The organism is Psychrobacter sp. M17(2026) (genome assembly GCF_055699815.1).
This window is the reverse complement of record NZ_CM146741.1, coordinates 1,538,944-1,556,846: the sequence shown is the minus strand read 5'-3', so window position 1 is coordinate 1,556,846 and position 17,903 is coordinate 1,538,944. Positions and strand designations below refer to the sequence as shown.

16 protein-coding genes are annotated in these 17,903 nt (G+C 41.0%); 9 read left to right on the top strand and 7 right to left on the bottom strand.

Annotation, left to right across the window (positions count from 1 at the left end; translation table 11 throughout):
- Positions 1-132 precede the first annotated feature (132 nt).
- The 4 genes from dnaX to ACR63T_RS06620 all read right to left on the bottom strand — a co-directional run bounded on the left by dnaX (position 133) and on the right by ACR63T_RS06620 (position 6,682).
- Complete coding sequence (dnaX, locus tag ACR63T_RS06635) at positions 133-2,433, bottom strand: DNA polymerase III subunit gamma/tau (protein ID WP_472785179.1); 2,301 nt, start codon at positions 2,431-2,433, stop codon at positions 133-135.
- Between the two features lie 166 nt (positions 2,434-2,599).
- The gene (lysS, locus tag ACR63T_RS06630; RefSeq protein WP_472785178.1) at positions 2,600-4,138 is read right to left on the bottom strand and encodes a lysine--tRNA ligase; all 1,539 of its coding nucleotides are present in this window, start codon (positions 4,136-4,138) and stop codon (positions 2,600-2,602) included.
- Between the two features lie 85 nt (positions 4,139-4,223).
- Entirely contained in the window at positions 4,224-5,312 is a 1,089-nt protein-coding gene (gene prfA / locus ACR63T_RS06625) for a peptide chain release factor 1 (protein WP_201573340.1), read from the bottom strand.
- A 224-nt stretch (positions 5,313-5,536) separates the two neighbouring features.
- Positions 5,537-6,682, bottom strand: a complete 1,146-nt coding sequence (locus ACR63T_RS06620) for a beta-ketoacyl-ACP synthase III (protein ID WP_472785177.1) — start codon at positions 6,680-6,682, stop codon at positions 5,537-5,539.
- Between the two features lie 262 nt (positions 6,683-6,944).
- Between ACR63T_RS06620 and pnuC the strand changes: the two genes are divergently transcribed.
- The 8 genes from pnuC to ACR63T_RS06580 all read left to right on the top strand — a co-directional run bounded on the left by pnuC (position 6,945) and on the right by ACR63T_RS06580 (position 13,116).
- The gene (gene pnuC / locus ACR63T_RS06615; RefSeq protein ID WP_472785176.1) at positions 6,945-7,634 is read left to right on the top strand and encodes a nicotinamide riboside transporter PnuC; all 690 of its coding nucleotides are present in this window, start codon (positions 6,945-6,947) and stop codon (positions 7,632-7,634) included.
- A complete protein-coding gene (locus tag ACR63T_RS06610) occupies positions 7,585-8,172 on the top strand; it encodes an AAA family ATPase (RefSeq protein WP_472785175.1) in 588 nt (195 codons plus the stop codon). The genes pnuC and ACR63T_RS06610 overlap by 50 nt, the downstream gene beginning before the upstream one ends.
- A gap of 38 nt (positions 8,173-8,210) precedes the next feature.
- The gene (locus ACR63T_RS06605) at positions 8,211-8,822 is read left to right on the top strand and encodes a hypothetical protein (protein WP_472785174.1); all 612 of its coding nucleotides are present in this window, start codon (positions 8,211-8,213) and stop codon (positions 8,820-8,822) included.
- 1 nt (position 8,823) lies between these two features.
- Positions 8,824-9,420, top strand: coding sequence for a hypothetical protein (locus tag ACR63T_RS06600; protein ID WP_472785173.1), 597 nt, complete (start codon positions 8,824-8,826; stop codon positions 9,418-9,420).
- Between the two features lie 218 nt (positions 9,421-9,638).
- The gene (gene creD, locus ACR63T_RS06595; RefSeq protein WP_472785172.1) at positions 9,639-11,216 is read left to right on the top strand and encodes a cell envelope integrity protein CreD; all 1,578 of its coding nucleotides are present in this window, start codon (positions 9,639-9,641) and stop codon (positions 11,214-11,216) included.
- A gap of 174 nt (positions 11,217-11,390) precedes the next feature.
- Positions 11,391-12,305, top strand: a complete 915-nt coding sequence (locus ACR63T_RS06590; protein WP_472785171.1) for a DMT family transporter — start codon at positions 11,391-11,393, stop codon at positions 12,303-12,305.
- A gap of 50 nt (positions 12,306-12,355) precedes the next feature.
- Complete coding sequence (locus ACR63T_RS06585; protein WP_472785170.1) at positions 12,356-12,610, top strand: hypothetical protein; 255 nt, start codon at positions 12,356-12,358, stop codon at positions 12,608-12,610.
- 8 nt (positions 12,611-12,618) lie between these two features.
- On the top strand, positions 12,619-13,116 hold the full coding sequence (locus ACR63T_RS06580; protein WP_472785169.1) for a DUF302 domain-containing protein: 498 nt from the start codon (positions 12,619-12,621) through the stop codon (positions 13,114-13,116).
- Positions 13,117-13,225: 109 nt separating this feature from the next.
- On the opposite strand, the gene ACR63T_RS06575 is transcribed toward ACR63T_RS06580, so the two are convergent.
- Positions 13,226-13,825, bottom strand: a complete 600-nt coding sequence (locus tag ACR63T_RS06575; RefSeq protein ID WP_472785168.1) for a class I SAM-dependent methyltransferase — start codon at positions 13,823-13,825, stop codon at positions 13,226-13,228.
- A gap of 69 nt (positions 13,826-13,894) precedes the next feature.
- Positions 13,895-14,755: a universal stress protein gene (locus ACR63T_RS06570; RefSeq protein WP_472785167.1), complete on the bottom strand. Its 861-nt coding sequence runs from the start codon at positions 14,753-14,755 to the stop codon at positions 13,895-13,897.
- A gap of 472 nt (positions 14,756-15,227) precedes the next feature.
- Here ACR63T_RS06570 and ACR63T_RS06565 point away from each other — a divergent pair, with 472 nt between their 5' ends.
- On the top strand, positions 15,228-15,881 hold the full coding sequence (locus ACR63T_RS06565) for a hypothetical protein (protein WP_472785166.1): 654 nt from the start codon (positions 15,228-15,230) through the stop codon (positions 15,879-15,881).
- A 65-nt stretch (positions 15,882-15,946) separates the two neighbouring features.
- Here the strand turns inward: ACR63T_RS06565 and ACR63T_RS06560 are convergent, their stop codons facing one another.
- Positions 15,947-17,845 (bottom strand): hypothetical protein, encoded by a 1,899-nt coding sequence (locus ACR63T_RS06560; RefSeq protein ID WP_472785165.1) that lies wholly within the window; start codon positions 17,843-17,845, stop codon positions 15,947-15,949.
- Between the last annotated feature and the right edge of the window lie 58 nt (positions 17,846-17,903).

Here is a 17,903-nt window from a genome sequence, read left to right as displayed (position 1 = left end):
ATAAGTTTGAATAATCAAAATCCTATAAAAATCAGCAGACTAGCGTTTGACTAAAAAATTTCGTTTTTTAACGCTAGAATTATATTAAGTCAGATAACAAAAAAAGCTATTTTGAATACTATCATCGACTATTTAAGTCAGCTTAACCTTCCCCATTTTGCCTTCATTACGATGCGACAAGTACTGCATCACTGGTGACTCTAACAATAATGTCTGTGCGACCAAAGTCGCTTGTTCTAAGCGCATTTTTTGACGACTCTCAGGGGTTTTATCTTTATTTTCGCTAACGTTTTTATCTATTTGCAGACTTATTTCAGCTTGGGTGAATTGCTGTTGCAGCTTTGCGGATAGCTGCTCAAAAGTTGCTTGCAGATGCTTACTGTCTACGTTAGTGATAAAGGTCGATTCACCGTTACAAAGTCCTGTCATCATGCCTTGGCGAGCTAGAGCGCGCTCATCTTCTGCTAGGCTGTTCTCTTCACGAGCCGTTTGTAGCCAATAGTCCCATTTCTCTGGCGTCCATTCGCCTGTTAATACTTGCTCAGGACAACGTAGCAAAGTACGCGGATCGACTGTGGCAATCTCATTATCAACATCACTTTCGTCATGTGCAGCTACCTCTTGAAGATCATCTTCTACTTTAGCTTTAGTAGCTGATATATCGTTAACAACAGAGTCACTACTTATAACTGCAATATCCATTTTGGAATTAACAGCAGGTTCAGAATGGATATCTGAATAGGAGAGATTCATTGCTTCAATTTTAGGCTCAGGCTCAGTGATTAAGTCAGAGTTAGTCTCGTCTTTAACGGCTGGCATAAAACTTAGGCTAGCACCAATTGATTCAGTATTTCCGATAGCACTACTTGAATCATTACTTTCAATATTATCATTAGTAACATTAACAGCATTTACATCAGAATCACTAACCGAATTAGCCTCTATTTCTTTATTAAGATCGGCATTTAAAGCAGGCTCACTATCAATAGTAACAGCGATTGCCTCGTCTTGATTATCAGTACTATCTTCTAACTCAGTACTATTTTCTAACGTAGTGCTTTGCTTTACTTCAGTACTAGCTTTTAGATCATAGTTACTATAGCTATCATTATGAGCTTCAGTACCTAAATCATCATCAATTACATCAGAGTCAGCATCGATTAAATCAGTTCCATTTAAACCAGCCTCATTTGAGTCAATACTATTGTCTTTTTCGATAATAGGATCATTTGCTTGATAATCAATATCATAAGCTAGCGTTTTAGATGCTGAACTGACCTGATCTATAGTCTTCAAGTTTGAACTATCGTTAAATACTGGAGCGATTATCTCATCGACAGGCAAAGGTCTAAAAGCCAACAGACGCAAAATACACATCTCAAGTGCTTGCATAGGCGTACTTGCCAGCTTTATACCTTCACGCGCTTGCACCACAATCTCATAATAGAGTTGCAACACATCAGGGCTGATATGCTGGGCTAAAGTCGTGATAGTCTCAGCTTGCGCTTCATTGACGTTTAATGCCACCTCTGGTAGCAATTGCGTCAATGCCAGCTGATGTAATAGCTCAGCTAAACCATCAAACATACTGGACGCGTCGACCATTTGCGCACGCATCTGCTCGATATGTGCCGCGACCAACGACTTATCATGATTATAGATATCGGTAATTAGGCGCACCAAATCAGCGGCATCTATCAAGCCGAGCATCGCATTGACGGTTGCATCATCAAGCGAACCCTGACCAAAGGCAATGGCTTGATCGGTCAATGACAAGGCATCGCGCACTGAGCCTTTAGCTGCACTTGCTAATTGCCATAGTGCTGGCTGCGTATAGTCAACCTGCTCTTGGGTCAAGATATTAGCGAGATGTTCGCTCAGTAACGTCTGCGCTAGTGGACGCAATACAAACTGCAAACAGCGCGAGATAATAGTAATCGGTAGCTTTTGTGGATCAGTGGTCGCTAATAAAAACTTCACATGCTCAGGCGGCTCTTCTAACGTTTTGAGCAGCGCGTTAAAGCTATGCGTTGACAGCATATGCACTTCATCAATTAGGTAGACTTTATAGCGACCTTGACTTGGTGCATAAGGCACATTATCGAGTAGCTCTCGCGTGTCCTCAACCTTGGTACGTGAGGCAGCATCAATCTCAATCAGATCAATAAAACGTCCTTGATCTATCGCCACGCAATTATCACAGACACCGCATGGCGTACTAGTCACTCCCAAATCACAGTTCAAGCATTTAGCTAGAATACGCGCGATAGTCGTTTTACCCACACCGCGTGTACCCGTAAACAAGTAAGCGTGATGCAACCGATTATAATCAATGGCATTGATCAGCGCTTGTGAGACATGGGTCTGCCCAATCAGTTCATGAAAGTTCTTGGGCCGATATTTACGAGCTAAGACTTGATATTGCTGGGTCATATCTATCCATTTTACTAATTATTATATTTAAATCAGGCAATTTGCGTACTATTTTAAGCGCTCTTATTATAGCAAAAAGCCAGCACTGACGTCTGACTTGTTGGGTTTAGCGTTTAGATTTTATTAGCTTTTAAACAGTACTAAGTAAAAGCTATCAAACAGATGACTAATCCGCTTTACGGCGCATATGTGGGAACAAGATCACATCGCGGATGCTAGCCGAATCCGTAAATAGCATGACTAAGCGATCGATACCGATACCCTCGCCTGCCGTTGGTGCAAGGCCATAAGATAAGGCTTCGATATAATCCTCATCAAAATGCATCGCTTCATCATCGCCAGCGTCCTTTTCTGCCACTTGACCACGGAAGCGCTCAGCTTGATCGGCAGGATCATTTAATTCACTGAAGCCATTAGCTAATTCACGCCCGCCAATAAACAACTCAAAACGATCGGTAATCTCAGGATTATCATCGCTACGACGCGCCAGTGGCGAGGTTTCAGCAGGGTATTCAGTGATAAAAGTAGGCTGACGCAATTGATGCTCAGCGGTTTCTTCAAACACTATAGTCATAAGCTTGCCAACCCCGAACACATCATTAACAGGCTGGTGTAAAGTATTGGCAACATAATCAGCTAGATAATCACGATTATTAATTTGCGCCATATCAAAGCCTTCAGCATACTGCGCAATAGCATCTGACATTGATAAACGAGCAAATGGTGCTTTTAGGCTAATCGCCTCTTCTTGATAAGTAATCTCTGTACTACCCAAAATATCATTGGCTAATTTTGCAAACATACGCTCAGTCAAATCCATTAAATCATGATAATCTGCGTAGGCTTGATAAAATTCAATCATGGTAAATTCAGGGTTATGGCGCGTTGACACCCCTTCATTACGAAAGCTGCGATTGATCTCAAATACTTTTTCAAAGCCACCAATCACTAAGCGCTTCAGATATAGTTCAGGCGCAATACGTAAATAAAGTGCCATATCTAGCGCATTATGATGAGTCTCAAATGGACGCGCAACCGCACCGCCTGGTATCGGATGCATCATCGGCGTCTCGACTTCCATAAAGCGCTCATCCAGCATAAATTGACGGATACCACTAATCACTTGACTACGGATCATAAAGGTATCGCGTGTGGTCTCATTAGTCATCAAGTCAAGATGACGGTTGCGATAACGTGCTTCAACATCCGCTAGACCATGGAACTTATTCGGCATTGGACGTAGCGATTTAGTCAATAGCGTAAAGTCTTCAATATGGACATACAGATCGCCTTTACCTGAGCGACCGATGTAGCCTGATACACCGACGATATCGCCCAAATCTAGCGATTTAATACTAGCCAGCGTTTCTGGATCTAACTCTTTACGAGCGACATAGAGTTGAATACGACCACTCATGTCTTGAATGACGATAAATGAGCCACGGTTCAGCATCACTCGACCTGCAACATTGACCTGAATCTTGTCACCGTTAGCCGCTTTTTCTTCGATCTCTTGCTTGTCTATACCTTCAAAAGCAGTTTGCAAGTCTGCCGCATAGTCAGTACGTTTAAATTGATTAGGGTAAGGTTGCTTGCCAGACGCGGTAATCTCGTCTAACTTGGCTTGCAGCTGAGCAATAAGCTCATTAGCTTCTTCTAAGGTTGGTGTTTGTTCTTCTTGATTATTTGTATTCTGCTTTGACATAAATCTCTCAAAATTGTTTAATAAATTTAAATAAAAAGTGCATTAGTTATTATAGGGTCTGTTGAATAGATAATAACCGTTACGCTTATTCACCACCGATACTCGCCATCAGATCGGCTTGGTGCTCACGCATCAAAGCGTCAAGCAACTCGTCTAAATCACCTTCCATGATTGAGTCCAGCTTATAAAGCGTCAAATTAATGCGGTGATCAGTCATGCGTCCTTGTGGGAAGTTATAAGTACGAATACGTTCACTACGGTCGCCACTACCGACTAGATCACGACGGATCTCATCTGCCGTATCAACCTGCGCTTGCACCTTAGCTTGCTGAATACGCGATATCAGCATTTGCATCGCTTTGGCGCGGTTTTTATGTTGACTACGCTCTTGCTGACACTCTGCTACTACCCCTGTTGGGATATGCGTTAGGCGCACCGCTGAGTCCGTGGTGTTGACGTGCTGACCACCTGCGCCACTTGAGCGATAGGTATCCATCTTAATATCAGCAGGATTAAGATCGACCGTATCATCGATCTCAACGACTGGCATAACCGCGACAGTACAGGCTGAGGTATGCACGCGGCCTTGGCTCTCAGTCTCAGGAACCCGTTGCACTCGATGCGCACCTGACTCAAACTTTAGCCGACCGTATACGCTATTACCAGAGACGCGGCTGATGATCTCTTTGTAGCCGCCATGATCGCCTTCATTGGCTGATAACACCTCAAGCGTCCAGCCTTGGGTTTGGGCATATTTTTGATACATGCGAAACAGATCGCCTGAGAATATCGCCGCTTCATCGCCGCCTGTGCCCGCTCGTATCTCTAAGAATGCTGGAACTTTATCGTTAGGATCTTTTGGTAGCATCATGACGTTGAGCGCTTCTTCCATCTCTACAATAGTATCGCGCGCGCTATCGATCTCATCTTGCATCATCTCTTTCATGTCAGGATCAGATGCGTCCTCAAGCATAGCCTCAGCATCCGCTTGATCTTTTTCTGCGCTACCATAATTGAGCCATAGCGTGGTGATATCCATTAAGTCGCTATGTTCGACAGACAGCTCACGGAATTTATTATTATCGCTAATGATTTCAGGATCAGATAGCAGTGCGGTAACCTCTTCATAGCGGTCTACCATCTGGTCTAAACGTAGGCGTAAGGATTCTTTCATAATGTAACTTTTTTAAATAATTATAATAAGAGAGCGATTATAGCAAATTTTTGCCACAACATTAGAATCACTACGTAAACTTGCGGTTTATATAACGTTTAGATTAAAAATGAGTATAAATATCAGTGTTGAGAGCAAATCTAAAGTAAAAAATAGCTAAGATTGCTCTCAGCTATTTTTTAATACTATTTTCAACCATGAATAATATATAGTAAAAGCGCTATCTAAACCTTTTTGACCAGTACTGAGCCAATGGAGTAACCCGCACCAAAGGAGCAGATGACGCCCAAATCACCTGATTGTAGCTCGTCTTTGTAGCGATGAAAAACAATCATCGGACTGGCTGAGCTGGTATTAGCAAATTCAGCGATCACGCTTGGCACAATTGATTTATCAGCTTCTTTACCCATTACGGTGCGCAAGATAAGATCTAGCATATTGGCATTGGCCTGATGTAGCCACATCATTTTGATATCAGAAGTTGGTATTTCATTATCTTGTAAATGCTCTAAGATCACTTGTGATACTTTTGGGCAGACCTCTTTAAATACTTTGCGACCATTTTGCAAAAATAGTTTATCAGTTACAGGTTCGCGTATATCAGGGTACATCTGCGTCTGGGCTGCCAAGAACTCTGAGCGATCCATAAAGCCGTATTCGTTTTTGATATTGGTTGAAAACTGAGTAAATAGCTTCGCATTCACGATCTCATAGCCTTTTGGCGTCTCTAAATCCTCAACGATACATGCCGTTGCTACATCGCCAAAGATAAAGTGACTGTCACGATTACGCCAGTTCAGATGCGCTGAGGTAATTTCAACGTTAACGACTGCAACGCGGCGGGCTAAGCCTGATACGATAGAGCCGTGCGCTTGTGACAGACCAAAAGTCGCCGCACTACAAGCGACGTTCATATCATAAGCAAAGCCGCCAATCATACCGATCTCATTTTGAATCTCGATAGCGATAGCAGGATATGTGCGCTGAAAGTTCGAGCAAGCAAGGATGATACCGTCCAAATCATTGGCCTCTAACCCTGCGTCCGCTAGCGCGTCTTTAAGCGCTGCTGCGCCCATCTCTGCCATGACTGACAGCTCTTCACCAAGATGACGATAAGGTATCACAGGTGCCATAATGTCAGTATTTAAGATACCGTCTTTTTCCATCACATAGCGGGACTTAATGCCTGATACCTTTTCGATAAACTCAGCAGAGGATGGCTGCAAGGCGGGTATAGTCTCGTTCGCTATCTCCTCGGCGTGCTCTTGGTTATAATTTTCAACATAATGGTTAAAGGATTCGACCAGCTCTTCGTTGCTGATGCTATAGGGAGGGATGAACAGGCCAGTGCCAGTGATACAAGTGGTCATAATTAGGCTTCCTTATTTATTACTGATAATGCTTATAGTGTTTACAAATTAGCTCAAAAGGTGAGAGTACATTCAGTAAGTAGCAGTAAATGAGAATCAACGTCTTTATTATGCCTGAATAAGTTCATTATTCTAATAGTTTGTTACAAATAACCAATTTAGATAGATATTGAAGCAAAGCACCATTTTGTCTGCTAAAAGTTGCGTTATAATCAGTGCTATTTAAACGATTTTAATAACTAATAATAAATTTGGAATAGTAATGATAGAGATTTTTAATGGGCTGTTTGGTCAGTATGCTGATTATCCTACGCTTTTTATTGGTCTAGAGTTAATTGCTGTAATCTTTGGCGTAGCAAGCGTATTACTTGCCAGCAAGCTTAATGTGCTAGTGTTCCCTATTGGCATTATTAGCACCGCCATATTTGTCTACTTACTTTGGCAGTGGCAGCTATTTGGTGATCTTTTTATTAATGCTTATTATACAGCGATGGGTATTTATGGCTGGTTTAACTGGACAAAAAACAAAGCCAATGATGCTCACAACGATATCAGTATCGAGCATATTCAAGTCCGTGATATTCCAACTTTAGCGCTGCTGGCTAGTGCCACTGTCGCTTTTGTAGCGCTGATATACTATCTTCGTCCCGTCATCACCAATAACTTTAGCTTTGATGGTGTAGTGCTCGGCATGCATTTATTTACTTGGGTCGATTATACCGACATGCTGACGACCGCGCTGTTTTTAATGGCTATGTGGCTGATGGCCAATCGCAAGATCGAACACTGGCTACTATGGATAGTGGCTGATGCGATATCAGTGCCGCTATACTTTTATAAAGGTCTTACCTTCACCGCGCTACAGTATGTAGTGTTTACCGCAATTGCAATTTGGGCTTATTATGAATGGCAACAGCGCTACCGCGTACAATCTGATGCAGCATACGCCTGATACTGTCTTTAAAGTCGGCATATTAGGTGCTGAGAGTACGGGCAAAACGACGCTTTGCCGCGATTTGGCAGCGCATTTTGAGTGTCCGTGGGTGCCTGAGTATATGCGTATTTATTTGCAAGAGAAATGGGATAAAGATGGGCAGACTTGTACTTGGGAGGACTTACTGCCTATTGCACAAGGTCAGATAGCGCTAGAGAACAAGCTGGTGCTAGAATCTGCACAATCTGAGAATAAATACTTATTCTGCGACACTAGTCTGTTTGAGCTGATGGTATACGCCAATTGGTATTATAGTGACTGCCCTACTGAATTAACTCAAGCTGCTCTGACTCATCATTACGATTTGATTCTACTGACTAAGGTCGATACTCCTTGGGTCGCTGATGATCTGCGGGACAGTCCCAATGCTCGAGATGCTATAAGTACACGCTTTGAAGAACAGCTTAATCACTACAACAAGGCGTTCCAAAGTATTGGCGGTGATAGAGAGCAGCGTGTTCATCAAGTTGTAGAATGCTTGAAAGATTTTACTTAATTTTGCTTAGACTGTTTTATTTAATAAATGAGAATTTTATGAGAAATATGGTATTAACTTTGGTAGCTAGTGTTTTACTAAGTGCTTGTACCACTAATCCCAAGCTAAACGCCCAAAATATTATGGATTGTACTGGTCTGGGAGTTATAGAGATAAATGGCTTTGATAAGAGCAGTAATCTTTTTAAAAAAAACGATCCTTATTATATTAGAAGATATGAGCCTCATACTGCCTTTGAAGAAGTTAAAATCGTTGGCTGTACTAAGGTATCCAGTGGAGAGAAACTAGTTAGACTATATACGTCAGCTTATGGAGAGGATATAAAGTATGGCTCTTATTATAAAAATCAGAATCAGCAGCAAGTCTTTCCACTATTCATTAGCTCAACCGCTTCCTCTTCTTTAATGATTCAGACAAACCTTCAAGCGCTAAACCAAAAGCTTGCTTATCTAAAATCTGAGTATTCGACCGTACCAAAAAAGCAACCCGATTGGTATGTGCAGATTGAACAATCCTCAAAGCAGCCTGTTTTAGTTTCTAATGCTAGAGATAGCGCTATGCGCGGCTTGATGGCTAATAGAACGATGGCACTAACCAGGGATGACGTCTTAGAAATTAACACTTTAATGACTGACTACTGGGAGCGATAACATGCAGAAACTATTACTTTTACTTTCATTGCCATTATTACTTACTGCCTGTATATCAGACGCAGGCATCAGAGCATCAAATTTAATGCATAAACAGCAAAATACACATACCGCTGTTGCCTTTGGTGAATTACGAGTAAATGAAGAAAAATTAGGAAGTTATAGAACTTTTTTGGGAGAGTATAAAGTCGAGGAGTCTTGGGATAATACTCTGTTTAATATAGATAAGGTGGTTATCGAAGAGATGGATAATAAAATTATTGTTTTCTCTTATCCAAAAGGGTGGCAAATGCCCAATCAAAAAACTGAGTTCACAGGCTGTCAAGTCATCAATAATAGTGGGCACTCAGACTATGGCTTTAATCATACCGAGCAAACCCTTATATGCGTAAGTACCACTGGTAACGCATATAAGGGTTACAGCTCTATGCAAGTTGTGAAAACAAGTGACAACACTATTGGCAAAGTTAAAAGACCCGGTGCAATTTTGAATGCTTTAATGCCGCAGTACGATGTAAAGATTAACACGCCTTATGGCATAGAATTAAATCTTTGGGATGAAAGTCAGCCTGTATTAGCGGTTAGAAAGGATAAATAGTGAGGTAGGTTTTATCTAATTTTTAAGCATAATGCTTAGGTGCTCTAAATCAAACAGGCCTAATAAAGCATAATTAGATTAAAACCTATAACTAAAGGCTAATTTCCATAAACTCTCCATCTTCTCTGCATTATTTTTCATTATTTCTCCCTTATGATTATTTTAAAACCATCGGCTGTATCAGCAGTTCGGTATTAAAACTCATATAGGGAGCTATCATGCAAAAGACACTGGCTATCAAAATATTTATTATCGCTGGGCTATGCTTTATTTTTGCCATTGGCCTCAATGTATTTAGCTCTGTTATTTATGAGCGACAAAGCTATGCAGATTCAGTCGTTAGAGAAATTGCTGAGCAGCATGTGAATCCGCAGGAGATTATTACCCCATTTATTGCAATCCCTACTACTGTAACCCCAAAGTGTGCCATTGTTGCCACCGAAAAAGCCTCAGAATGTGCAGCACCCTATAACAAAGTTGAAACTATTTTTGCCGCGCAAACTCAGGCCAAGCAAGATTTAGAAGTGAGTACAAATACCTATAAGCGCGGTATTTATCATGCAACTAGCTACAATGGCGATATAAAATTTGATCAAAACTATTTATTACCAGATCAATCAAATGAGCTTTCTTTGAACACTTCAAGTCAAGACCTAGCGGTAGCAACTACACCAGCGCTGGCCAATAATGCAAGCAGGGTCACTCCTGAGCAAACAATCACTCACTGGGATAGAGCAAGATTAATTATTCCCGTATCAGACTTACGTGGTGTGGCGACTTTGCCGACAGTGACTATCAATAAACAAGCTATTAAAGCCACTTATCCAGAGACACCAATGGTTCGTGGTTTGACTTATGTCGAAGTCGCTTTGCCTCAGCAAGTGTTAGCTCAGTTAAGCACTCAACCTTTAAAGGTTAACAGTAGCGTAAACTCTAATGCCTTAGCTATCGAGGAAAACAAAAACAGACAGCCTATCAAGATTGCTATTGATCTGCCGCTAGCAGGTATTAGTAGCTTGAACACGGTGCCGACTGGACAGAACTTTGAAATGGCTATGCGTAGTAACTGGCATGCGCCAAACTTTATCGGTAAAGCCCTGCCGAATACCAAAGACTTTAGTGCGGATGGTTTTGAGGCAAATTGGCAAAATCAGTATTTGACTGTCGCTAACACCCAATACCTGACCCAATGCCTAGCGACTCCTAACAATCAGTGCACGGTCATAAGTAAAGCTACTTTTGACACCAATAGTTATGACTATGCTGACCAAGCAGCAGCTATGGCGGTTGAAGAAGCAAACGGCACTGTCAGCAGTAATGCGCAGCTAAATAGCTTTGGCGTGAGCTTTGCTGAGCCTAATGACGTCTACCTACAAACTGAACGCACCATGAAGTATGCATTGCTATTAATACTGGTATCATTTGCCACTTTCTTTTTGTTTGAAATCGTAAAATCCAGTCGTATCCACCCGATTCAATATTTGCTGGTCGGTTGTGCGCTGTTAGTATTCTATGTGCTGTTGCTGCCTCTTGCTGAGCAGATTGCTTTTTGGCAAGCTTATGCTATTGCTGCCAGTGCCTGTGTCGGACTGATTGGCTGGTACACTTATTATGTACTTAATGGGTTAAAACGAGCGGCTATTTTTACCACCATATTAGCTGGATTATATGGCGCGTTTTATGGCATCTTGACCACAGAGGATATGAATTTATTACTTGGTGCCGTATTCTGCTTTGTACTACTCGCCTGCGTAATGGTGATGACCCGTAAGATTGACTGGTATAAAGTGGCTTGATATAAATACTGCATCTCATTACTTAATTTTGGTACTGAAACTAGGGTCTGTTGATGATTAATGGGCAATTTATTTTAACAATAGATTGTCCTTTTGTAGTAAAGTGCGCCAAGTCATTTATCATAAAATATAAAACAATTATTTTGTTTAATATTTCTAATTTTAGGAATGCTTTTGAAAGCTGCGCTCTATACGATTATCGCCTTGATTGCTTTTGCTGCAAACTCACTTTTTTGTAGAATGGCCTTAGCAGAAGGTTACATCGATGCTTGGAGCTTTACGATCATTCGGCTGTTAGGTGGCGCTATTTGCCTTAGTATTATTATGGTAGTACATGCACGCCGTCTCACCCGCCAGAGTATGGCCGATACTAGCATTGATACCGATATCAGCATTAATAATAACGCTATTTTAAACGATAAAGGCAGCTGGCTAAGTAGTATAAGCCTAGTAGTCTATGCGCTATGCTTTTCATTGGCTTATGTAGAGCTCGATACAGGTACTGGTGCGCTTATCTTATTTGCAGCCGTACAACTGACGATGATTGGCTGGGGTATCTATAAAAAGGAGCAACTAAGCGCGCTGCAATGGATCGCTTTTATGGTAGCCGTGGCTGGTTTTATTTATCTAATGCTGCCCTCAGCCGCTGTGCCCTCATTATCTGGTGCAGCAATTATGGCTATCAGCGGTATAGCATGGGGCGTATATAGTATCCGTGGACAATCCTGTATATCACCGCTACGGGCTACTGGATTTAACTTTATAAGAAGCCTAGTTGCTATTCCTATTATAGGTTTGATGGCAATTGGCTATCTAAGTGATATTCAGTCTGAAGGCATCGTGTTAGCCTTTATCTCAGGCGCGATCACCTCAGGCCTTGGTTATAGCATCTGGTATACAGCGATGCCATTATTAAAGAGTACGCAAGCAGCGGTTGTCCAGTTTTGTGTTCCTGTGCTTGCCGCTGCTGCTGGTGTACTGTTTTTATCTGAACAGTTAACGATGCGTTTTATAGTCGCAAGTAGCATTATTTTAGGCGCGGTGTTGGTGTTTATTTTAAATAAAAAGGTGATGAAATTAGCTACTTAAAATGCTTTTTCTTTCTGATAAAGCAAGCATGAGCTTAAGAGTATTGTATTATGAATAGCATAGCGTTTAAGCAATCAATTGAGTTGTTGGATGAGCTTAGACTGCTTTTAAAAGCTAAGCACAACGTCTCAATTCCAGAATTAGATAGATTGAAGAACATTATACAAGATGAGAATTACCAGAATTCTAATATTGATAGAATATTGTATTTTTCTTATAGAAGAATTCAAGAAATAGGTATATATGATGAAGATGTTGATGCTATATTTGAAGCACTGTTTTTCATGCCCAAAACCAATCACTAGGAAATCTTATGATAAAGCTTATACCTGCTATCGCCTGCGTCCTAGCCTTGTCCTCTTGCGCTAGCTTGCAATCTAACTCTAATGCCAACAGTCACCAACAAAGCGCTATGCAAAACAACGGTTTGATCAGTATGCAAAGCAATCACTCAGTCAAGCAGACGGCTGATCGATTTGAGTCTATTGCTAAAGATAAAGGCTTAACAGTATTCACTAGAATTGACCATCAACAAAACGCTATGAATGCAGATTTAACCTTGAAACCTACTGAAGTTATCATCTTTGGTAATCCTAAAGCAGGAACGCCTTTGATGAATTGCGCCCCAAGCGTTGCCATTGATTTACCACAAAAAGTACTCATTAGCGAAGATGCCGGAGGTCTAGTTGCGCTCACTTATAATGATCCCAGCTACCTAAAAGCGCGTCACAATATTAAAGGCTGCGACAAAGTTATCAGCAACATATCTATGCTGCTTAATAGTCTAGCAGCTGCTGCAACCGTAAAATAAAATGCTTATATCGTTAACGCTCATTTATAAAACTATCCTTTAAAAAAGGGTAGATTATAGAGCCAAGAGCTAGCTCTATAATCCACCCTTTTACAATTTCTCAAATCAGCTATTTTTTGTACGCTATAAACTGCACTACAGCACTAAGTCCCTGATGGCGCGTGCCCTCCGAAACCATACGCTGTGTCTCTACCCCAACGACTTCTTTGAGTTCTGCAAGCTCGTACTGCAAAGTGGCTAATGAGCCAAATCGATCCTTTTGAGTCGCTGGTGGCCCACCAACCGCATCCATCTCGAGCTGCTGCTGGGTATAAGCCTCTAAAATAAGCACGCCAGCAGGCTTTAACGCTGCTGCAATCTGAGCATGGATATGCTGACGAAGCGGCGTTGGCAGATGTACCCACATAACGACAATACCGTCCCACTGCTGCTCACCAAACTCGTAATCAGCAAGATCTACTACTTGAGTCGTGATAGTGACACCTTTATCATTAGCCAGTTGTTGTGCTTTATCTAAGCCTACCTTAGAGGAGTCCATACCCGTAACTTGATAGCCGTTTTGAGCCAAGAATACAGCATTCCTACCCTCACCTTCAGCCAGACACAGTACGCGTCCGCCTGCTGGTATACGGCCAAACTCATCTCTCAAAAAATCATTAGGCTCAGTCCCAAAAGCAAACCCTGCCTCGCTATAACGCTCATCCCACATTTTACTTCTCCTTTTATTCATACGTCCGATGACAAATTATGAGCACGCTACGATAATGATAAGAATGATCTAACGTACCAAAATAACAGGAGAGGTCGTCTTAGCGATCACTTTGGTCGTCGTACTGCCTAAGAATAACTGCTGAAATTTAGAGCGACCATAAGCACCGATGACGATAATATCCACATCGTTTTTCGCTTGAAACGCGAGCAGTCCATCAACCGCATTAGACTCAGGTAAGTGATGGGTATCGACCAAATATCCTGCCGATTTTAGCTGCTCTGAGGCGGCGACTAAGCTCTGTCTTGAAGAGTCATCATGATTGCCTATCATGACAATATGACCTTTCAAGCTTTTTAATACCGGGCTTTTGGTGATTAAGCCAACTGCTTTGACAGCAGTATCACTGGCATCAAAAGCTATCATATATGAGCTTGGCGTCTTAAAGTCTTCAGAACAAATTAAGATAGGGACACTTGATGAGCGAGCGATGGTTTCAATTTGACTACCGATATTAATATGATCATTTTTATGATCTTCTCCGCGTCGTCCCATGACGATGGCGCGACTATTGTCTTTATAGAACTCAATTACGGATAACAGCTTGCCACGGCGGCGAAAAACATTAACCTCAACGTCAGACTTCCCATTAATATAACTTTTGGTGTCTTCAACTAGCGCTTTACTATAATCATTAGCTATTTGTGATCTTTGCTCGTCTATCTTAGTCAATTGCTCTAATAGATTTTGGCGGCTGTTCATCCCTATCGAGCCTGCTAAACTACGCCTTGTTGATGCTGGAACATCTATAGCGTTGAGCAAGGCTACTGGTAGATTTAATTTATTGGCATACCAAATGGCATAATCGCAAACCGACTCCGTCACCGCTGATCCATCAACACATGCTAAAATATTCAATTGAGTAGTCATAACTTCTCCTTAATTAGGGTCTGTTGACAGTAGTTGCTAAGAGAGTCGATTGAAAGCACCAAGTCTGGTATCTGATACTATAAATTTTTTAATTAGACAAATCTTTAATCTGCTCATAATAAGCACTGATACATAAATCAAGCTATAGACAGCTAAAATAGATTTATAATTGTTAGGGCCTGTTGAACATTCATAAACGTTAGCTCGTTTTTATAACTAATAGTTTAGCTACTAGGGCGTGGCTCAATTTGAAAATGGTGATAAAAATGAGCGAAATTGCAGCAGGGCTAGAATAATAGCGCTATTAATATCGAGATATTGATGAGCTATTTGACACTGCTCTGCCAATATTTAGCCTTTTTTAGTCCATTTAGTCTCGGACGTTCAGATTAGAGACATGCCCTAACTATAACAACGAAATAATTGGATGTTGAATTAGCTTGAGTTTAGAATCTTAAAACTAGGTATTACTATGAAAAATAGCTTATTGATAATAATTGTTGGCACTGTGGTTTGCTTACCTACTTATGCCGCTAACTATAACAGTTTTATTGCGCCAAGCTCCTTAGGTAAGGATGTCAATACTTTAAATAAGCAGTACAAGCTGGGGCTAAGTAAACAAGACTGGAATGGCTATAGCAATAGCGATTCAGACGCTTGTAAGCTGGATGTAGGAGTCACTAAAAGCGGTAAAATAAATTTCATTACTATAATGAACACTGAAAACTGTCAGTATAGCACCCAATCAAATGTCACTTATAATAGTAAAAACACTGAGACTAGGAATTTACTTAGCCAAGTTGATATAGAAAATGTACAGTTTATTCCAGGCTGCTTTAATTGCCCATCACGGATAGAGATTACCGACGAGCTGCTGATCAATCGCGCTGAGGATAGTTATTATACTAAGTTTGAAATACAGGGCTACAATAAAGCCTATCTAGATTATATTGCCAAAAAACTCTTTGGGAGTACCTCAGGTGATTATTATTCTATGATGGACATGCTAGAGCTCAGAGCCGCGCAAGATGAAAACTTTTATGATCGCAACGCCTTTAAGCTACAGGCTATTAAGACGTACAACTTACAAGATAAACCGCTAAGCTATACGATCGCTCTAAAGTAGTTTTATAGAGCATGTTTAAAAAGGCTACTCTTATAAAAGTAGCCTTCCTAACAAACAAATCTATGTTATTCAGCTTCCTCAACGACAATATCCATAGCCTCTTCTTCTAACTCATAGGCCTCTTCAGTAGCTAACGCCTCTGTTTGCATTTTGAATACAGATAACATATTGAATAACATTTTACCCATAAAGGTGCCATTACCCGCGCGATAATACTCAGCCAGCTCTTTGCTATAGGCTCTTATATCTACGCTATTACTGGCATTAGGTATTTGCACATCGCTTGGTAAGTTAGGAAAGATAATGTCTTGACGTTGTAGTGGCAGATATTGCTGTAGTACATCAATGGTCTTTTGCGGCTTAGCGGTATCATTAGCACTAGTGTCAAACGAGACCTGACCACGTTCATGATACCACTGTAGTTGGCCTCTATTATCAAAGCCATATAATTGCTGTGCTATCGACTCAATTTTGTTAGCTGATAGATCAGAACTGTCCAGATCTTCTAAACCGTCTGTACTAGCAACGACATCCATATTGTCGATATCGGCTACATCATCATCGGCAGTGATTATTTTATTAATCATCGCTAGTCCTTTTTTGACAATATTATTACTGCTAAGCGAGCCTGTAGCAAAAATCGCGCTTGGGGTTTCTACATCGATGTCATTGTCTATAAGCTCAGGATACTGTACGCTTATTTTCTCATAAAAATAACGCAAGTAGTCCATTTGCATTTGCTCAGAGCTAGTACTAGTTTGTAATCGACGAATAATTTGTGGGCTTTGCATCATAGGCGCAAGCTGCTGCTCGGGTAGCTTAGGAGTTAAGGTAAGTAAGCTATTAGGCGCAATAAAATCAAACTGGCTGACATCTGCTTGCTCATAGATATAGTCTATCGCCTCAAAGTGTGTTTTTATGACCGCACTACCAAAACCTTTCGGTAAAGTGCCATCGTCAATCGCTAAGCGCAGCCATTTATTTTGCCAATTAACACCAAGCTTATTGTCTAATAATTCTGAATTAAACATCGCAAAATTATCTGCCCAAAGGTAAATATTACCTGACTTTAGATTGACATAAACAGGCTGATTAATACTGCTCGTATTATTGCGAGACTGATATTGAGCGCTACCGAGCATAGTGAATCGACCTGCCAGCGGCTGATAAACTCCTTGGGCATTAATAGATAAGGGCTTTAGTAGATAAGCGTCTAGCAATTTTGCTTTTTTGATATCTAATACGCTGGTTTTGTCATCAAAGCTATCAAATAGTTGCTGATAATAAGGGGATATAGCTTCTTTATTATTATTTTCGCTCTTACTATTATCAGTAGCGTTGGATTTAATACGGCTGGTTTCAACAATAGTTGCGCCCTCCTGCCCTACTTCCTCAGACTCTACAACAACAATTTCATCATCTTCGCTATAGGCTGATTCATCGTAATTGTATGGGTCAGACTCTTCGTAATATCCATTATCATAATCATAATCGTCATAACCTTGCTGAGCGCTCCATGCCTCATAAGCTTGATTACAGTCTAGATAGCTTTGTTTTATAGCGCCGCGCTGGGTTTCAAAGGCCGTATCTGTTACCTCTGCGTCTAGCGCCTCGGCCTGCGTTATCAAGTCTGCATACGCTTGATCATGAGTATCCACGCAATAACTATCGACATCATCGGTAGCGACCAGCTGCGTGCTGTCAATATTGCTAAACTGCTGCTCATTACTGATCTGCATATCACTATGGTAGCTAAAAGACTGGCGACGCTGCTTTTGAAGTGCTTGAGCCAAAATCGTTTTAGCTGCTGTAGACGTGTTGTTAGCAGCGCTGGAGACATTGGTAGGTGTCGTCTGACAGCCTACGAGTAACAAACCGCTAAAGACAAAGGCGCTCGATAACAAGGTGGTAACATTACTTTTTAACGGCAATTTATTTATTTTAGCTTGAAATATGGTTTTCATTATTTATCCTTAAATGCGTTACTCTGATATATTGACTTTTGAATGACTCTTATCATCT